The 14842-nt window shown below is 65.1% G+C and carries 13 protein-coding genes; 9 read left to right on the top strand and 4 right to left on the bottom strand.

Going from position 1 to position 14842, the window contains the following annotated elements; translation table 11 throughout:
* Positions 1–141 precede the first annotated feature (141 nt).
* The gene (locus XH85_RS09200) at positions 142–1407 is read left to right on the top strand and encodes a cytochrome P450 (protein ID WP_128931647.1); all 1266 of its coding nucleotides are present in this window, start codon (positions 142–144) and stop codon (positions 1405–1407) included.
* 152 nt (positions 1408–1559) lie between these two features.
* Positions 1560–2834 (top strand): cytochrome P450, encoded by a 1275-nt coding sequence (locus XH85_RS09190; protein WP_128931646.1) that lies wholly within the window; start codon positions 1560–1562, stop codon positions 2832–2834.
* 256 nt (positions 2835–3090) lie between these two features.
* On the opposite strand, the gene XH85_RS09185 is transcribed toward XH85_RS09190, so the two are convergent.
* Positions 3091–4011 (bottom strand): LysR substrate-binding domain-containing protein, encoded by a 921-nt coding sequence (locus tag XH85_RS09185; RefSeq protein ID WP_128931645.1) that lies wholly within the window; start codon positions 4009–4011, stop codon positions 3091–3093.
* 125 nt (positions 4012–4136) lie between these two features.
* Here XH85_RS09185 and XH85_RS09180 point away from each other — a divergent pair, with 125 nt between their 5' ends.
* The 4 genes from XH85_RS09180 to mdlC all read left to right on the top strand — a co-directional run bounded on the left by XH85_RS09180 (position 4137) and on the right by mdlC (position 9051).
* Positions 4137–5306: an acyl-CoA dehydrogenase family protein gene (locus XH85_RS09180; protein WP_128931644.1), complete on the top strand. Its 1170-nt coding sequence runs from the start codon at positions 4137–4139 to the stop codon at positions 5304–5306.
* Between the two features lie 9 nt (positions 5307–5315).
* Complete coding sequence (locus XH85_RS09175) at positions 5316–6419, top strand: CaiB/BaiF CoA transferase family protein (protein WP_128931643.1); 1104 nt, start codon at positions 5316–5318, stop codon at positions 6417–6419.
* Between the two features lie 15 nt (positions 6420–6434).
* Entirely contained in the window at positions 6435–7286 is an 852-nt protein-coding gene (locus tag XH85_RS09170; protein WP_128931642.1) for an HTD2 family dehydratase, read from the top strand.
* A 142-nt stretch (positions 7287–7428) separates the two neighbouring features.
* Positions 7429–9051 (top strand): benzoylformate decarboxylase, encoded by a 1623-nt coding sequence (mdlC, locus tag XH85_RS09165; RefSeq protein ID WP_128931641.1) that lies wholly within the window; start codon positions 7429–7431, stop codon positions 9049–9051.
* Between the two features lie 45 nt (positions 9052–9096).
* Here mdlC and XH85_RS09160 read toward each other — a convergent pair whose 3' ends face one another.
* Complete coding sequence (locus tag XH85_RS09160) at positions 9097–9873, bottom strand: SDR family NAD(P)-dependent oxidoreductase (RefSeq protein WP_128931640.1); 777 nt, start codon at positions 9871–9873, stop codon at positions 9097–9099.
* Positions 9874–9948: 75 nt separating this feature from the next.
* On the opposite strand from XH85_RS09160, the gene XH85_RS09155 reads away from it, so the two are divergent.
* Complete coding sequence (locus tag XH85_RS09155; protein WP_164940365.1) at positions 9949–10404, top strand: MarR family winged helix-turn-helix transcriptional regulator; 456 nt, start codon at positions 9949–9951, stop codon at positions 10402–10404.
* Between the two features lie 171 nt (positions 10405–10575).
* On the opposite strand, the gene XH85_RS09150 is transcribed toward XH85_RS09155, so the two are convergent.
* Both XH85_RS09150 and trhA read right to left on the bottom strand, forming a co-directional pair.
* Positions 10576–11370, bottom strand: a complete 795-nt coding sequence (locus XH85_RS09150) for an SDR family oxidoreductase (RefSeq protein ID WP_128931638.1) — start codon at positions 11368–11370, stop codon at positions 10576–10578.
* Between the two features lie 53 nt (positions 11371–11423).
* Positions 11424–12119 (bottom strand): PAQR family membrane homeostasis protein TrhA, encoded by a 696-nt coding sequence (gene trhA / locus XH85_RS09145; protein WP_128931637.1) that lies wholly within the window; start codon positions 12117–12119, stop codon positions 11424–11426.
* A gap of 178 nt (positions 12120–12297) precedes the next feature.
* Here trhA and XH85_RS09140 point away from each other — a divergent pair, with 178 nt between their 5' ends.
* Both XH85_RS09140 and XH85_RS09135 read left to right on the top strand, forming a co-directional pair.
* A complete protein-coding gene (locus XH85_RS09140) occupies positions 12298–13767 on the top strand; it encodes a YcjX family GTP-binding protein (RefSeq protein ID WP_128931636.1) in 1470 nt (489 codons plus the stop codon).
* The gene (locus tag XH85_RS09135) at positions 13764–14792 is read left to right on the top strand and encodes a YcjF family protein (protein WP_128931635.1); all 1029 of its coding nucleotides are present in this window, start codon (positions 13764–13766) and stop codon (positions 14790–14792) included. The genes XH85_RS09140 and XH85_RS09135 overlap by 4 nt, the downstream gene beginning before the upstream one ends.
* Positions 14793–14842 lie beyond the last annotated feature (50 nt).

Genomic DNA, 14842 nt, shown 5'->3' with positions numbered 1-14842 from the left:
TCCAGGCTACGCACCTCCCGCAAAGGTTGGATGTGGCAAACTCTCCCTTGCTCCGGCGCAGACAACCGGCTGTAATTGCAAATCAAATACCGCAGCGCAGAATTCAACGAGAACGCGCGGTTCACCACAGGGAGAGCGGTCATGCATGGGACCATCGAGAGCGCCGCCACGCTCGACGCACTTCGCGCACGCGCCACGTCGCTGCCGCTGGAGCAGTTCGATCCGGGCGATCCTGAATTGTTCAGGACCGATACCTTCTGGCCCTATTTCGACCGCCTGCGCCGGGAAGATCCGGTGCACTACTGCAAGAACTCGATGTTCGGGCCGTATTGGTCGGTGACGCGCTACAACGACATCATGGAGATCGAGACCAATCATTCGGTGTTCTCCTCGGCCTCCTCGCTCGGCGGCATCACCATCCGCGACATCGATCCGGACTTGCGTCGCGAGAGCTTCATCTCGATGGACCCGCCGCGGCATGCGGCGCAGCGCAAGACCGTGGCGCCGATGTTCACGCCGACGCATCTGGACAATCTCGCGCTGAACATCCGCAAGCGCTCGGCCGAGTGCCTGGACAACCTGCCGCGTGGCGAGGTGTTCGACTGGGTCGACCGGGTCTCGATCGAGCTCACCACGCAGATGCTAGCGGTGCTGTTCGACTTCCCCTGGGAGGACCGCCGCAAGCTGACGCGCTGGTCCGACATCGCCACCACCATTCCCGGCCCTGACGGCCTCGTCGCGACCGAGGACGAACGGCAGGCCGAGCTGACCGAATGCGCGGCCTATTTCTCTCGCCTCTGGAAAGAGCGCATCGCGCAGCCGCCGAAGAGCGACCTCTTGTCGATGATGGCGCATGGCACTGCTACGCGCGACATGGACGCGAAGAACTTCCTCGGCAATCTCATCCTTTTGATCGTCGGCGGCAACGACACCACCCGCAACACCATGTCGGGCTCGCTTCTCGCGCTGAGCCAGCATCCGGAGCAGTACCGCAAGCTGCGCCAAAACCCCGATCTGCTCGACAGCTTCGTGCCGGAGGTGATCCGCTGGCAGACGCCGCTCGCGCATATGCGGCGCACGGCGCTCTCCGATTTCGAGTTCCGCGGCAAGCAGATCAAGAAGGGTGACAAGGTCGTGATGTGGTACGTCTCGGGCAACCGCGACGAGGAGGCGATCGAAAAGCCCTACGATTTCATCATCGATCGCGCCCGCCCGCGCACGCACCTCTCCTTCGGCTTCGGCATCCACCGCTGCGTGGGCCTGCGGCTAGCCGAACTCCAGCTCAAGATTATCTGGGAAGAAATTCTCAAGCGCTTCGACCATATTGATGTGGTCGGCGAACCCAAGCGGGTCTATTCGAGTTTCGTGAAAGGACTTGAGACGCTGCCGGTGAAGATTGCGGCGTGAGTTAGCTTTCTCTCCCGCTTGCGGGAGAGGGTTGGGGAGAGGGTGTCTCCGCAACGGGACAATCCCCAGGAGGATAGAACCCTCACCCGGCGCTGCGCGCCGACCTCTCCCGCAAGCGGGAGAGGTTGAGCAGAAACAATGGAGCCACGACGATGAACATCCAAGCGCCGGTTAAGGTGGACAAGGCCGAACGCATGCGCAGGGCGCGCGAGGAGGCCTATGCGACGCCGCTGGCACAATTCCACCCCGGCGCGCCCCGGCTGTTCCAGGACGACACGCTGTGGCCGTGGTTCGAACGGCTGCGCAAGGAAGAGCCGGTGCATTACTGCACCAACGCGCCGATCGAGCCGTACTGGTCGGTGGTGAAGTACAACGACATCATGCATGTCGACACTAATCACGGCATCTTCTCCTCGGACTCGACGCTCGGCGGCATCTCGATCCGCGACGTGCCGGAAGGCTATGACTGGCCGAGCTTCATCGCCATGGACCAGCCCCGGCATTCGGCGCAGCGCAAGACGGTGTCGCCGATGTTCACCCCTCAACACCTGGACGAGCTGGCAAAACTGATCCGGCAGCGCTCGCAGACGGTGCTGGACAATCTGCCGCGCAACGAGACCTTCAACTTCGTCGAGCGCGTCTCGATCGAGCTGACGACGCAGATGCTGGCGACCCTGTTCGACTTCCCCTGGGAGGAGCGGCGCAAGCTCACGCGCTGGTCCGACGTCTCCACCGCGCTGCCCAAGAGCGGCATCGTCGCCTCCGCCGAGGAGCGCCGCCGCGAGATGGACGAGTGCTATGCCTACATGTCGAAGCTGTGGAACGAGCGCGTCAATTCCGCGCCGCGCAATGACCTGTTGTCGCTGATGGCGCACAACGATGCCACGCGGTTCATGGATCCCGACAATCTCATGGGCAACATCATCCTGCTCATCGTCGGCGGCAACGACACCACGCGCAACACCATGACCGGCTCGGTGCTGGCGCTGAATGAGAACCCCGAGCAGTACGACAAGTTGCGGGCCAATCCGGCGCTGATCGATTCCATGGTGCCGGAGGTGATCCGCTGGCAGACTCCGCTGGCGCATATGCGGCGCACCGCGCTTGCCGACACCGAGATCGGCGGCAAGCCGATCCGCAAGGGTGACCGCGTCGTGATGTGGTACGTCTCGGGCAACCGCGACGAGGAGATGTTCGAGCGGCCGAACGACTTCATCATCGACCGTCCGCGGCCGCGCACCCACCTCTCCTTCGGCTTCGGCATCCACCGCTGCGTCGGCATGCGCCTTGCCGAGCTTCAGCTCCGCATCGTCTGGGAGGAGATGCTGAAGCGCTTCGACCGTATCGAGGTGGTCGGCGAGCCCAAGCGGATCTATTCGAGCTTCATCAAGGGGTATGAGTCGCTTCCGGTGCGGATTCCGGGGTGATGGCCCCATCTCCGTCATTGCGAGGAGCTCTTGCGACGAAGCAATCCAGAGTCTTTCCGCGGAGGGATTCTGGATTGCTTCGCTGCGCTCGCAATAACGAGGTTTTGCACACTCGTAGCCGCGGCGCGTTGACGCCCGCCAGCTATAAAATTCCGGCATGACAGCTCGCTCAAGATGCGAAGGGCCGGCTGCGGGCTTGTGCCCTAAACCGCTGGCGCGGCAGCGTTCGGTGCGCTCCCTCGCCCCGAGGCGAAGATCAAGCGAGCCTGATGTCCCACACCCCTTCCTTGCGGCAGGCGGCGACTTCCTCGCGCAGAAGCGCGGTAATGGCGAGCGAGGCCGTCGAGGCCGGACGATCGATCGGAGAAGCAAAAATGAGCTCGCGCGTCATCGGCTTGGATACGGGCGCGGTCTCCAGCCGCCCGTCCGCGACCTCGCCGTGGACGGATGAGGGCGGCAGCAGCGCGAAACCAAGGCCCTCCTCGACCAGGCTCGTCAGCACGCGGAACGAATCCGCTTCTAACTGGACGTCGAGCTTGATCTTGCGCTGGGCGGCCGCGTGCTCGATCAGGGCGCGGAGGCCGTGGGAATGACTGGGCAGCACCAGGCGTTGTCGCAGCAGCCAGCCGATATCGACGCTCTTCCTGCGCGCGAGACCACAGCCGCGCGGGCCGACCGCGACGATGTTGTCGCGCCCCAAGCTCTGCACATTGAGATGCAGATCGGCCGAGCGTCCATAGAGGATGGCAAGATCCATCTCGCCGCGGTGCAGCCATTCGACGAGATGGCCGCTGTAGCTCTCGACGATGCGCAGCGAGATGCCGGGAAATTTCTCGACGCAGCGCCGCGCAAAACGCGCCGACAGCACGCAGCTCACGGTCGGAACCAGGCCGAGCACGACTTGGCCGGACGGCGGGCCCTTGGCCGACTGGATGTCGTCGCGGATCTGGTCGATCTGCCGCACGATGCCGGAGGTGCGCGCCAGCAGCAGGCGGCCAGCGTCGGTCAGCACCATGCCGCGGCCGTTGCGCGTGAACAGCTCGGTGCGCAGCTCGTGTTCCAGGAGCTTGATCTGGCGGCTCAGCGCCGGCTGCGCCACACGCAACGTGTCGGAGGCCTTGGACAGGCTGCCGAGCTCCGCCACGCAACTGAAGGTCCTGAGCTGACGGAAATCCATGCTTGCCAATCCTGGAAGGCTACTCCATACGCTATAACAAATGAGCATAGGGGGCTGGCGTTGTTTTCACAACGCCAGAGGATTGGCCGGCGTTATCTTAACTGCCGCTACTGATTGGAAACGCCATGAGTCAAGAACACCACAGCGAAGATTACGCCGACATCCGCGAAGCCGTCGCAAAACTCTGCGCGCAGTTTCCCGGCGAATATTGGCGCAAGCTCGATCGCGAGATGGCTTACCCCAAGGCCTTCGTGGATGCGCTGACCGAGGCCGGCTATCTCTCGGTGCTGATCCCCGAGGAATATGGCGGCGCTGGCTTGAAGCTCTCCGCCGCGGCTGCGATCCTCGAAGAGATCCAGCGCGCGGGGTGCAATGGCGGCGGCTGCCATGCCCAAATGTACACGATGGGCACGGTGCTGCGGCACGGCAATGCCGAGCAGAAGGCGAAGTATCTGCCGAAAATCGCGAGCGGCGAATTGCGCCTGCAGGCCTTCGGCGTCACCGAGCCGACCAGCGGCACCGACACCACCTCGCTGAAAACCTTCGCGCGCAAAGAAGGCAACGACAGTTACATCGTCAACGGCCAGAAGATCTGGACCAGCCGCGCCGAGCATTCCGACCTGATGATCCTGCTGGCGCGCACCACGCCGAAGGAGCAGGTCAAGAGGCGCACCGATGGTCTTTCGGTGTTCATCGTCGACATGCGCGAGGCCAAGAACAATGGTCTGGAGATCCGCCCGATCCGCACCATGATGAACCACGCCACCACGGAAGTGTTCTTCACCGACATGAAGGTGCCGGCCGAGAATCTGATCGGCGAGGAAGGCAAGGGCTTTCGCTACATCCTCTCCGGCATGAATGCCGAGCGCATTTTGATTGCGGCCGAATGCGTCGGCGACGCCAAATGGTTCATCGCCAAGGCCACCAATTACGCCAAGGAGCGCGCAGTCTTCGGCCGGCCGATCGGCCAAAATCAAGGCATCCAGTTCCCGATCGCCAAGGCCTATGCCTCGATGCGTGCGGCCGAGTTGATGGTGAAGGAAGCGACGCGCAAATACGAGGCCGGCCTCGACTGCGGCGCCGAGGCCAACATGGCGAAAATGCTCGCGGCGGATGCGTCCTGGGAAGCGGCCAATGCCTGCATCCAGACCCATGGCGGTTTCGGATTTGCCGAGGAATACGACGTCGAGCGTAAGTTCCGCGAGACGCGGCTCTACCAAGTGGCGCCGATCTCGACCAATCTCGTGCTGTCCTATGTCGCCGAGCACGTGCTCGGCATGCCTCGCTCGTACTGAGGTCGCGCCATGGGAGCACTGGACGGGATCAGGGTGATTGCGGTCGAGCAGGCGGTGGCGGCGCCGTTCTGCTCCTCGCGCCTGGCGGATGCCGGCGCGGAAGTGATCAAGATTGAGCGGCCCGAGGGCGATTTTGCCCGCGGCTATGACGCGGCGGCCAAGGGCCAGAGCAGCTATTTCGTCTGGCTCAATCGCGGCAAGAAATCGGCGGTGGTCGATCTCGCAACGAAAGAAGGCTGCGCCGAGCTGGAGAAGCTGATCGCCAGTGCCGACGTGCTGATCCAGAACCTCAAGCCGGGCTCGATGGACAAGCTTGGCTTTTCGCGCGAGCGACTGCTGAAGGACTATCCCAAGCTGATCTCGTGCACCATCACCGGCTACGGCGATGAGGGCCCCTACGCGCATCGCAAGGCCTATGACCTTCTGATCCAGGCCGAGAGCGGCCTCGCCTCCATCACCGGCAACCCCGACGGCGCCTCGCGCGTCGGCATGTCGATCGTTGACGTCGCAACCGGCGCCACCGCACATGCGGCGATCCTGGAAGCGCTGATCGCACGCGGGCGCACCGGCAAGGGCGCCGACATCCGCATCTCCATGTTCGACGTGATGGCCGATTGGTGCACCGTGCCGCTGCTCAACTCGGAAGCCGGCAATCCGCCCAAGCGCATGGGCCTGCGCCATCCCTCGATCGCGCCCTACGGCGTGTTCACCTCGAAGGACGGCAAGGATATCCTGATCTCGATCCAGAGCGAGCGCGAGTGGAAGACGCTTTGCGCGAAGGTGCTGGACCAGCCGGATCTGCCGAGCGATCCGCGCGTCGCCAACATGGTCGAGCGCGTGCGCAACCGCGACTTCACCGACAAGACGGTCGCAGATATCTTCGGCAAGATGACGCGCGATGAGCTGCTGAAGCGGCTTTCGGACGCCGACATCGCGTTCGCCGAGGTCAACACCATGGCCGATCTCACCAACCATCCGCATCTGCGCCGCATCGAGGTCGACACGCCGAACGGCCGCGTCAGCTATCCCGCGCCGGCGCCGATCATCGTCGGCGAGACGCGCTCGTATGGCCCGGTGCCCGCCATCGGCGAGCGTCCCCAATCCAGGAAATAACAAGAGCGAGGCGTCATGACCGAGAGGCTCGACATCGACCACTTGCGGCAATGGATCGGCCGCAGCACGGAGGCCACCGACATCGTCACCGCGCAGCTCGTGAAGGGCCTGCGCGCGACGCTGTTCCAGGACGTCGGCGAGCCCAGGGCGGGCGATGCCGCACCGTTCACGGTGCATTGGTGCCTGGCGCAGCCGGTGTTTCCGATGTCGATGCTCGGCCCCGACGGTCACCCGACCCGCGGCGGCTTCCTGCCGCCGGTACCGCTGCCGCGCCGGATGTGGGCCGGCGGCGAGATCGAATTCCTGCAGCCGCTGCGCGTCGGCGACGAGTCGACGCGGACGTCGCGTATTGCCGACGTACAGGTGAAGTCAGGCTCGACCGGCACGCTGTGCTTCGTCTCGGTCGAGCACAGCATCTCTTCGCCGCGCGGGCTCGCCATCCGCGAGCGGCAGGACATCGTCTATCGCGAGATGACGAGCAGCGCGCCGGCGCCCGCAAAGGCTCCGCCCCCGCCTCCGAAGGCACAGCACCGCGAGACCCATGTCTCCGATCCCGTGCTGCTGTTCCGCTACTCCGCGCTGACCTTCAACGGCCACCGCATCCATTACGACCGCGACTACGTCACCAAGGTCGAGGGTTATCCGGGCTTGATCTTCCACGGGCCGTTGCAGGCGGCTCTGATCATCGAAATGGCGGCGAAACTGCACGGCGGCAAGGCGCCGAAGAGGTTCACCTATCGTGGCGTGCAGCCGCTGTTCGAGGGCACAGAGTTCTCCGTCAATGCCAACGAGACCGAGGCAGGCATGGAGCTGTGGACTGCGAATGCCGAGGGGCAGCCGACGATGAAGGGCACAGCGGTGTGGTAAGCCACCGCGGCCTCCTCGTCATTGCGAGCGGAGCGAAGCAATCCAGACTCTCTCCGCGGAGATAGTCTGGATTGCTTCGTCGCAAGGGCTCCTCACAATGACGTTGGGGCTGGTTGCGCGAGAGCCAACAAGGGACGGAACCATGTCCAAGAACGGCAAGACCGGCAGCAAATCCGTCACAGTGAAGCAGGCGACGCTCGGCCTGCTGCGATCCTTCGGCATCGACAGGGTGTTCGGCAACCCCGGTTCGACCGAGCTGCCGTTCCTGAGCGACTGGCCCGACGACATCGACTACGTGCTGGCGCTGCAGGAGGCCAGCGCGGTCGGCATGGCCGACGGCTACGCGCAGGCGACGCGCAATGCCGGCTTCGTCAATTTGCATTCGGCAGCCGGCGTCGGCAACGCGCTCGGCAATATCTATACCGCACATCGCAACCAAACACCGCTCGTGATCACCGCGGGCCAGCAGGCGCGTTCGATCCTGCCGCTGCAGGCGTTCCTCTACGCCGAGCGCGCCTCCGAATTTCCGCGGCCTTACGTCAAATACAGCGTCGAGCCGGCGCGGCCCGAGGACGTGCCGGCCGCGATCGCGCGCGCCTATTACACCGCGATGCAGCCGCCCTGCGGGCCGACCTTCGTGTCGATTCCGATCGACGACTGGGCGCATGCGGCAGCTCCCATCGAGGCGCGCAAGGTCAGCCGCGAGATCGGACCCGAACCTGATGCGATGCAGGCGCTGGTTGCTGCGCTCGGTTCGGCCAAGCACCCCGCCCTCGTGGTCGGTCCCGGCGTCGACCGCGCCGGCGCGGTCGATCTGATGGTGCGCGTCGCCGAGAAGGCCAAGGCCAGCGTCTGGGTCAGCCCGTTCTCGGCGCGCTGCTCGTTTCCCGAGCGGCATCCGCAATTCGCGGGCTTCCTGCATGCGTCGCCCGCGCAGCTGTCCGATGCGCTACGCGAGCACGATCTGGTGATCGTGATCGGCGCACCGGTGTTTACCTTCCATGTCGAGGGCCATGCCGCGATCTTCGACGGCGGCGCGACGATCTTCCAGATCACGGATGATCCGGATGCGGCGGCGGTGACGCCGGTCGGCACCAGTATCATCGCCACCATCAAGCTGGCGCTGAGCCTGCTGCTCGACCTTTTGCCGGAGAGCAAGCGGTCGACGCCGAAAGGCCGCACGCTGCCGCCGCCGCCGCAACCCGCCGATCCGCTACCCGTCGACTTCCTGCTGCACTCGCTGTCGCAGGCGATGCCTGAGGGCGCGTCGCTCGTCGAGGAAGTGCCCTCGCACCGGCCGGCGATGCAGAAATTCATGCCGATGCGCGGCCAGGACAGTTTTTACACGATGGCGAGCGGCGGTCTCGGCTACTCCCTGCCCGCCGCGGTCGGCATGGCGCTCGGCAAGCCAAAGCAGCGCACGGTCTGCCTGATCGGCGACGGCTCGGCGATGTATTCGATCCAGGCGCTATGGACCGCTGCGCAGCGCAAGCTGCCGCTCACCGTCGTCGTCATCAACAATTCCGGCTACGGCGCCATGCGCTCGTTCAGCCAGGTGATGCAGGTGCGCAACGTGCCGGGGCTGGAGCTGCCGGGGATCGATTTCGTGCGGCTCGCCGAAGGCATGGGCTGCCATGCGGTGCGGGTGAGCAAGGCGGCGGAGCTGGGCGAGGCGCTGAAACGCGGGATGGCACACGAAGGCACGAGCCTCGTGGAGGTGATCGTGGATGCGGCGGTGCCGGTGTTGTACGGGCAGAAGCATTAGGAGCGCAGGCCATATCTTCACCGTCGTCCTGGCTCGCATGCACCACTAGGACGCCAAAAATCCTCCATCCGCCGCGAGCACGTGTCCCACGACATACGACGACGCGTCCGACGCCAGCCACACCACCGCCTCCGCCACTTCCTCCGGGCTCCCCATCCGCCGCAGCGGCAGGCCGGCGCTCACCGTTGCGACATCGCCGACGCCGGCGCGCAGCATCATGTCGGTGACGACGCGGCCGGGGGCGATGGCGTTGATGCGGATGCCGCGGGGGGCATTCTCCATCGCGGCCGAACGCGTTAGCGAAATCGCAGCGGCCTTGGAGGCCGAGTAGAGCGAGAAGCCGGGATTGGGATTGCGCACGCCGCTGACGGAGGCGTTGACGACGATGCTGCCGCGGCCCTTCGCGAGCATTGCCGGCAATTGGTGGCGCAGGCACAGGAACAGCGCGCGGACATTGGTGTCGAACACGCTGTCGTAGATATCAGTGCCCTGCTCCTCCAGCGGCGCGCGGCGCTCCTGGAATCCGGCATTGTTGAAGGCCACGTCGAGCCGGCCGCAGCGCTTCATGGCCGTGCTGACGAGGCGCGCGACGTCGTCCTCTCGCGTGATGTCGGTCTTGACCGGAATGGCCAAGGCACCGAGCTCGCCGCATGCCGCGGCGGTTGCTTCGATCTCTGCCTCGCGCCGGCCCGCGACAAAAATCGCTTCCGCGCCTTCGGACGCCATCCGTAGCGCGGTGGCACGGCCGATGCCGCTGCCGCCGCCCGTCACCAGGCAGACCTTGCCCCTCATCCGCATCCCCGCCGGCAAAGTTCCGCTCATGGCTCACTCCAAAACGCTTGCGCGCGCCGTTGCACGCATATAGTTGTATGATACAACTATATGCCAGGAGTCAAGATGGCCGAGCTTTCGCTGATCGACGACATCCGCGCCGCCTCGCGCCTGATGGTGCGCGAGCTCGGCTTCATGGACGCGACGGTGGCGGCATCGGACTATCCGCCGTCGGCGGTCCACACCATCCTCGAGATCGGCATCCGCGGACCCATGACCTCGGGAGAGCTCGGCGATTTCCTGCGGTTGGAGAAATCCAGCGTCAGCCGCCTGGTGCGCAAGCTGATCGACTGCGGCGAGCTCAGGGAGACGCCGGATGAGCTTGATGCACGCAGCAAGCTGCTGTCGCTGACAGCGAAGGGACGGCGCACGCTGGAGGCGCTGCACGCGTTTGGGCGGCAGCAGGTGAGCGGAGCGCTGGCGGCGCTGACGGAGGCGGATCAGCGCACCGTGCGCGAGGGGATGATGCTCTATGCGCGAGCGCTCAGGCAGAGCCGGATGGAGGAGGAGATGGCGGCGTAGCCGTGTAGCTCGCCCCATCGTCGTCCTGGCGAAAGCCAGGACCCATTACCCCAAGGACTAGTTTTGGCGAAGACTTGCCGTTCGGTACTCCTATCGCGGCTAGATCGGTAGACCTCGCGGTATGGGTCCTGGCCTTCGCCAGGACGACACCGAAATTGCGGCACTCCCTCCCTACTTCCCGAACTCCTCCCGCATCTTCGCCTGGATCTTGGCCATGCCGCCGATCCAGCGGTCGTAATTCTCGGTCTTCTTGCGCATGTAGCCGAGCACCTGGGGGTGCGGCAGGATCAGGAACGTCTCCTGTTCGAGGCCGGCGAGCACGTCTTTCGCCACCTGCTCCGGCGTCAGGTCGCCGTCACCGGATTGCGGGCCTTTCGGGATCGAGCGCAGCATGTTGGTGTCGACGCCCTGCGGGCAGAGGATCGAGACCTTGATGTTGTGGGCCTTGTGCGAGATCGCGAGATTTTCGGCAAAGCCGACCGCGGCGTGCTTTGTCGTCGAATAAGCCGGGCTGCCGACCTGCGACAACAGGCCCGCGGCCGAGATGGTGTTAAGGAAATAGCCGCCGCCGCGCGCCTTCATGCGCGGGATCAGATGCCGCGCGGCATAGACGTGGGCCATGACGTGGATCGCCCAGCTGCGCTGCCACGGCTCGTCGGAGGCGCCGCCGGCATTTTCCGACATCGGATCGAAGCCGCCGCCGATGCCGGCATTGGAGCAGAACAATTCGATCGGGCCGAACTGCCGCTCGGTCTCCTCGATGACGTGCGCAATGTCCTTTTCCTGCGCGACGTCGCATTTGAAGGCGGCCCCATCCACCATGGCCGCGACCGCCCTCGCATTGGCGGCATCCATGTCCGCGACGACGACCTTGGCTGCACCCGCCTCGTGAAAAGCCTCGCACAGCGCCTTACCGATGCCATTGGCGCCGCCCGTGACGACCACGACCTTGCCGGTCACCTGCATGCGACGTCTCCTCTTGTCTTGGACCGCGTCTCTTATACCGCTTCGCGGCTTGCTCAGCTCAACACGAGGTCGAGCACCGCGGTATAATGACACGCCGCGCCGGCCAAGACAAAGCCGTGCCAGATCGCATTCTGGAAGCGCAGCCGCCGCCAGGCGTGGAAGATCACGCCAAAGCTGTAGAGCAGGCCGCCTGCAAGGATGAAGCCCAGCACCAGCGAGGGCAACGCCCTGACGACGGCGTCGTAGATCATGAGGCCACTCCAGCCCATCGCGAGATAGATGCCGACCGAGACCCGGTCGAACCGGCCGGGATAGAGAAGCTTCAGCACGATGCCGAGGATTGCCACGCACCAGACGCCGGCAAGCAGCACCAGCGCGAACACGCTGTCCTTCACTTCCAGGATGAACGGCGTGTAGGTCGCCGCGATCAACAGATAGATCGCGGAATGGTCGAACCGCCGCAGCAGCCATTTTGCCGGCGACACCGGCCAGAGATTATAGGTCGCCGACAGCACCAGCATCGAGATCAAGCCGGCGACGTAGATCGAGACGCCGACGATGTCGGTGGCGTCGGAATAGACCGCGGCCAGCACCACCAGCACGGTCGCTGCGATGATGCCGAAGAGGACGCCGATCGCATGCACGACGCCGTCGGCGATCAGCTCGGCGCGATCGTAGTTCCAGCCCATCGCGTCGGCTGCGGCGTGGACGGAGCTGGACGCAAGCTGTTTCAGTTGGAAGACGGTCATGGCAATCCGCAAAGCGTGGCAATGCCCTCTTGTATGGGTCTTTCGAGATCGGCGCATCGTTCAAACGGCTGATTTGCCGACAAAGGCGGTGGAAGTATGAAGCTTGATTTTCCTCAGGCAGTTGCCACTTTTGTGAACGGTCGCACATTCCTCCCGCCCGAGATCCCCTAACGTTCATATGGTATTCAGTTTCCAGGATATGGTCGAGGAGGCGCGGCTGTCGGCGAGGGCGCTGATCGACTATGGCGAGCATTTCTTCAATCCGACGGTGCGGCTTGGCGTCACCGGCCTGTCGCGGGCCGGTAAGACGGTATTCATCACGGCGCTGATTCACGGCCTCACCCGCGGCGGCCGGTTTCCGGTGTTCGAGGCCTATGCCTCGGGCCGGATCGCGCGGGCGCATCTGGCGCCGCAGCCCGATGATGCCGTGCCGCGCTTTGCCTATGAGAACCATCTGCGCGCACTGATCGAGGAGCGGCGCTGGCCGAGCTCGACCGTCGATATCAGCGAGCTCCGTCTCGTCATCGACTACCAGCGCCCGAATGGCGCCGACCGCACGCTCACGCTCGACATCGTCGACTATCCCGGCGAATGGCTGCTGGATCTGCCGCTGCTGCAGAAGAGTTTTGAGCAATGGTCGGCGGAAAGCCTGGCGCTGTCGCGTGAGGCGCCGCGTGCGCATCTGGCAACGGACTGGCACGCGCATCTCGCAACGCTCAAGCCCGACGCACGCGAGGATGAGCAGGCAACACTGACGGCCGCGAAGCTCTTCACCGATTATCTGCGCGCTTGCCGCGACGAGCGCTTCGCGATGAGCCTCTTGCCCCCCGGCCGCTTCCTGATGCCCGGCAGTCTCGCCGACACGCCGGCGCTGACCTTTGCGCCGCTCGACGTGCCCGCCGGCGGGCGGGCGCCGGAGGGATCGCTATGGGCGATGATGGTGCGCCGCTATGACGCCTACAAGGACATGGTGGTGCGGCCGTTCTTCCGCGATCATTTTGCGCGGCTCGACCGCCAGATCGTGCTGGCCGATGCGCTCACCGCGTTCAACTCCGGACCCGAAGCGCTGCACGATCTCGAAGCCGCGCTTGCCGGCATTCTGGATTGCTTTAACATCGGTCGCAGCACGTTGCTCTCCAGCCTGTTCCGGCCACGCATCGACCGCATCCTGTTCGCGGCGACCAAGGCGGACCATCTGCATCATTCCAGCCACGACCGGCTCGAGGCCGTGCTACGCCGTGCGGTCACCGGCGCGGTTACGCGCGCGGAAAATACCGGCGCGGAGATCGACGTGGTGGCGCTCGCCGCCATACGCGCCACGCGCGAGGCGCAGGTGGCGCGTGGCCGCGACAAATTGCCGTCGATCCTGGGAACGCCCGCCGCGGGCGAAAGTGCCGGCGGCGAATTCTTCGACGGCAACACTGAGGTTGCGACCTTTCCAGGCGATTTGCCGCTGGATCCCGAACCGCTGTTCAACGGTAGGGACGCGTTCCGCGGGCTCTCGACGCAGGCCGCCGAGAAGAGTGATTTCCGCTTCCTGCGCTTCCGCCCGCCGAAGCTCGAGCACGAGGGCACGGAAGAGCCGGCCCTGCCACACATCCGCCTCGACCGTGCCTTGCAGTTCCTGATCGGAGACAAGCTCTCATGAACGAGCGATCCCAGCAGCGGCGGCCCGCGACGTTCCGGCTGGACGATCCCAGTGTCGTCGTCACCGAAGCCGACGAGACGGGACGGATCAGTCGCGGCACCATCCAGATCACGCCGGAGCCCGATCCACTGGCGCTGCCGGTGCCGGTTCAAACCACGCTTCCGGCGCGGCGCGGCTTTCCCTGGGGCACGATGTTCTGGTCCGGGCTCGCCGGGTTGACGCTGCTCGGTACCGGGCTCGGTGTCGTCCGTCTGATCGAGGATCTGTTTGCGCGCAGCGAAAGCCTCGGCATGGTCGGCCTCGCTTTCGCGTTCGTCACCGCGCTTGCGCTTGCCGTCGTGATCGGGCGCGAGGCGTTCGGGCTGGCACGGCTCGCGACCATCGAGAAACTGCATCAGCGCGCCGCGGCGGTGCTTGCCAGTGACGATCGCAAGGAGAGCCGCGTCATCGTGCAGGACCTCCTGAACATCGCGCACCAGAATCCACAGCTCGCGCGCGCCCGCGCGGCGCTGGAGAGCCATGCCGGCGAGATCATCGACGGCGCCGACATGATCCGGCTCGCCGAGCGCGAGTTGATGTCGCCGCTGGATGCGGAGGCGCGGCGGCTGGTGTCGTCGGCCGCGCAAAAGGTCTCGATCGTCACGGCAGTCTCGCCGCGCGCGGCGATCGACGTGCTGTTCGTGTTCGTCGCCGCGCTGCGCCTGATCCGCCAGCTCGCCTACCTCTATGGCGGCCGCCCCGGCGCGCTCGGCATGATCCGCCTGCTCCGCCACGTCATCGCCCATCTTGCCATCACCGGCGGCATGGCCGCGAGCGACAGCCTGGTGCAGCAGATGCTCGGCCACGGCATCGCCGCGAAGCTGTCGCAGCGGCTCGGCGAAGGTGTGCTCAACGGTCTGCTGACGGCACGGCTCGGCCTTGCCGCGATCGAAGTCACGCGGCCGCTGCCGTTCGCGGCCCTGCCGCCGCCGAAGCTGTCGGACCTCGCGACGGATCTGTTGCGGAAGAAAGACGAGGAGGAGTAGGGCTCTGCTCGTCCTTACCCTCCCCTGGAGGGTAGGGCTATCGCATATGC

It is taken from the genome of Bradyrhizobium zhanjiangense, assembly GCF_004114935.1.
Lineage (GTDB): Bacteria > Pseudomonadota > Alphaproteobacteria > Rhizobiales > Xanthobacteraceae > Bradyrhizobium > Bradyrhizobium zhanjiangense.
The sequence above is the reverse complement of the archived record's forward strand: the minus strand, read 5'-3'. Positions and strand labels throughout refer to the sequence as shown.

Coding starts and splice junctions, on each gene's coding strand:
- XH85_RS09140 (WP_128931636.1), top strand. CDS start 12,298: ATGGTATTCAGTTTCCAGGATATGGTCGAGGAGGCGCGGCTGTCGGCG.
- XH85_RS09175 (WP_128931643.1), top strand. CDS start 5,316: ATGGGAGCACTGGACGGGATCAGGGTGATTGCGGTCGAGCAGGCGGTG.
- XH85_RS09190 (WP_128931646.1), top strand. CDS start 1,560: ATGAACATCCAAGCGCCGGTTAAGGTGGACAAGGCCGAACGCATGCGC.
- XH85_RS09170 (WP_128931642.1), top strand. CDS start 6,435: ATGACCGAGAGGCTCGACATCGACCACTTGCGGCAATGGATCGGCCGC.
- mdlC (WP_128931641.1), top strand. CDS start 7,429: ATGTCCAAGAACGGCAAGACCGGCAGCAAATCCGTCACAGTGAAGCAG.
- XH85_RS09155 (WP_164940365.1), top strand. CDS start 9,949: ATGGCCGAGCTTTCGCTGATCGACGACATCCGCGCCGCCTCGCGCCTG.
- XH85_RS09150 (WP_128931638.1), bottom strand. CDS start 11,370: ATGCAGGTGACCGGCAAGGTCGTGGTCGTCACGGGCGGCGCCAATGGC.
- trhA (WP_128931637.1), bottom strand. CDS start 12,119: ATGACCGTCTTCCAACTGAAACAGCTTGCGTCCAGCTCCGTCCACGCC.
- XH85_RS09185 (WP_128931645.1), bottom strand. CDS start 4,011: ATGGATTTCCGTCAGCTCAGGACCTTCAGTTGCGTGGCGGAGCTCGGC.
- XH85_RS09160 (WP_128931640.1), bottom strand. CDS start 9,873: ATGAGCGGAACTTTGCCGGCGGGGATGCGGATGAGGGGCAAGGTCTGC.
- XH85_RS09135 (WP_128931635.1), top strand. CDS start 13,764: ATGAACGAGCGATCCCAGCAGCGGCGGCCCGCGACGTTCCGGCTGGAC.
- XH85_RS09200 (WP_128931647.1), top strand. CDS start 142: ATGCATGGGACCATCGAGAGCGCCGCCACGCTCGACGCACTTCGCGCA.
- XH85_RS09180 (WP_128931644.1), top strand. CDS start 4,137: ATGAGTCAAGAACACCACAGCGAAGATTACGCCGACATCCGCGAAGCC.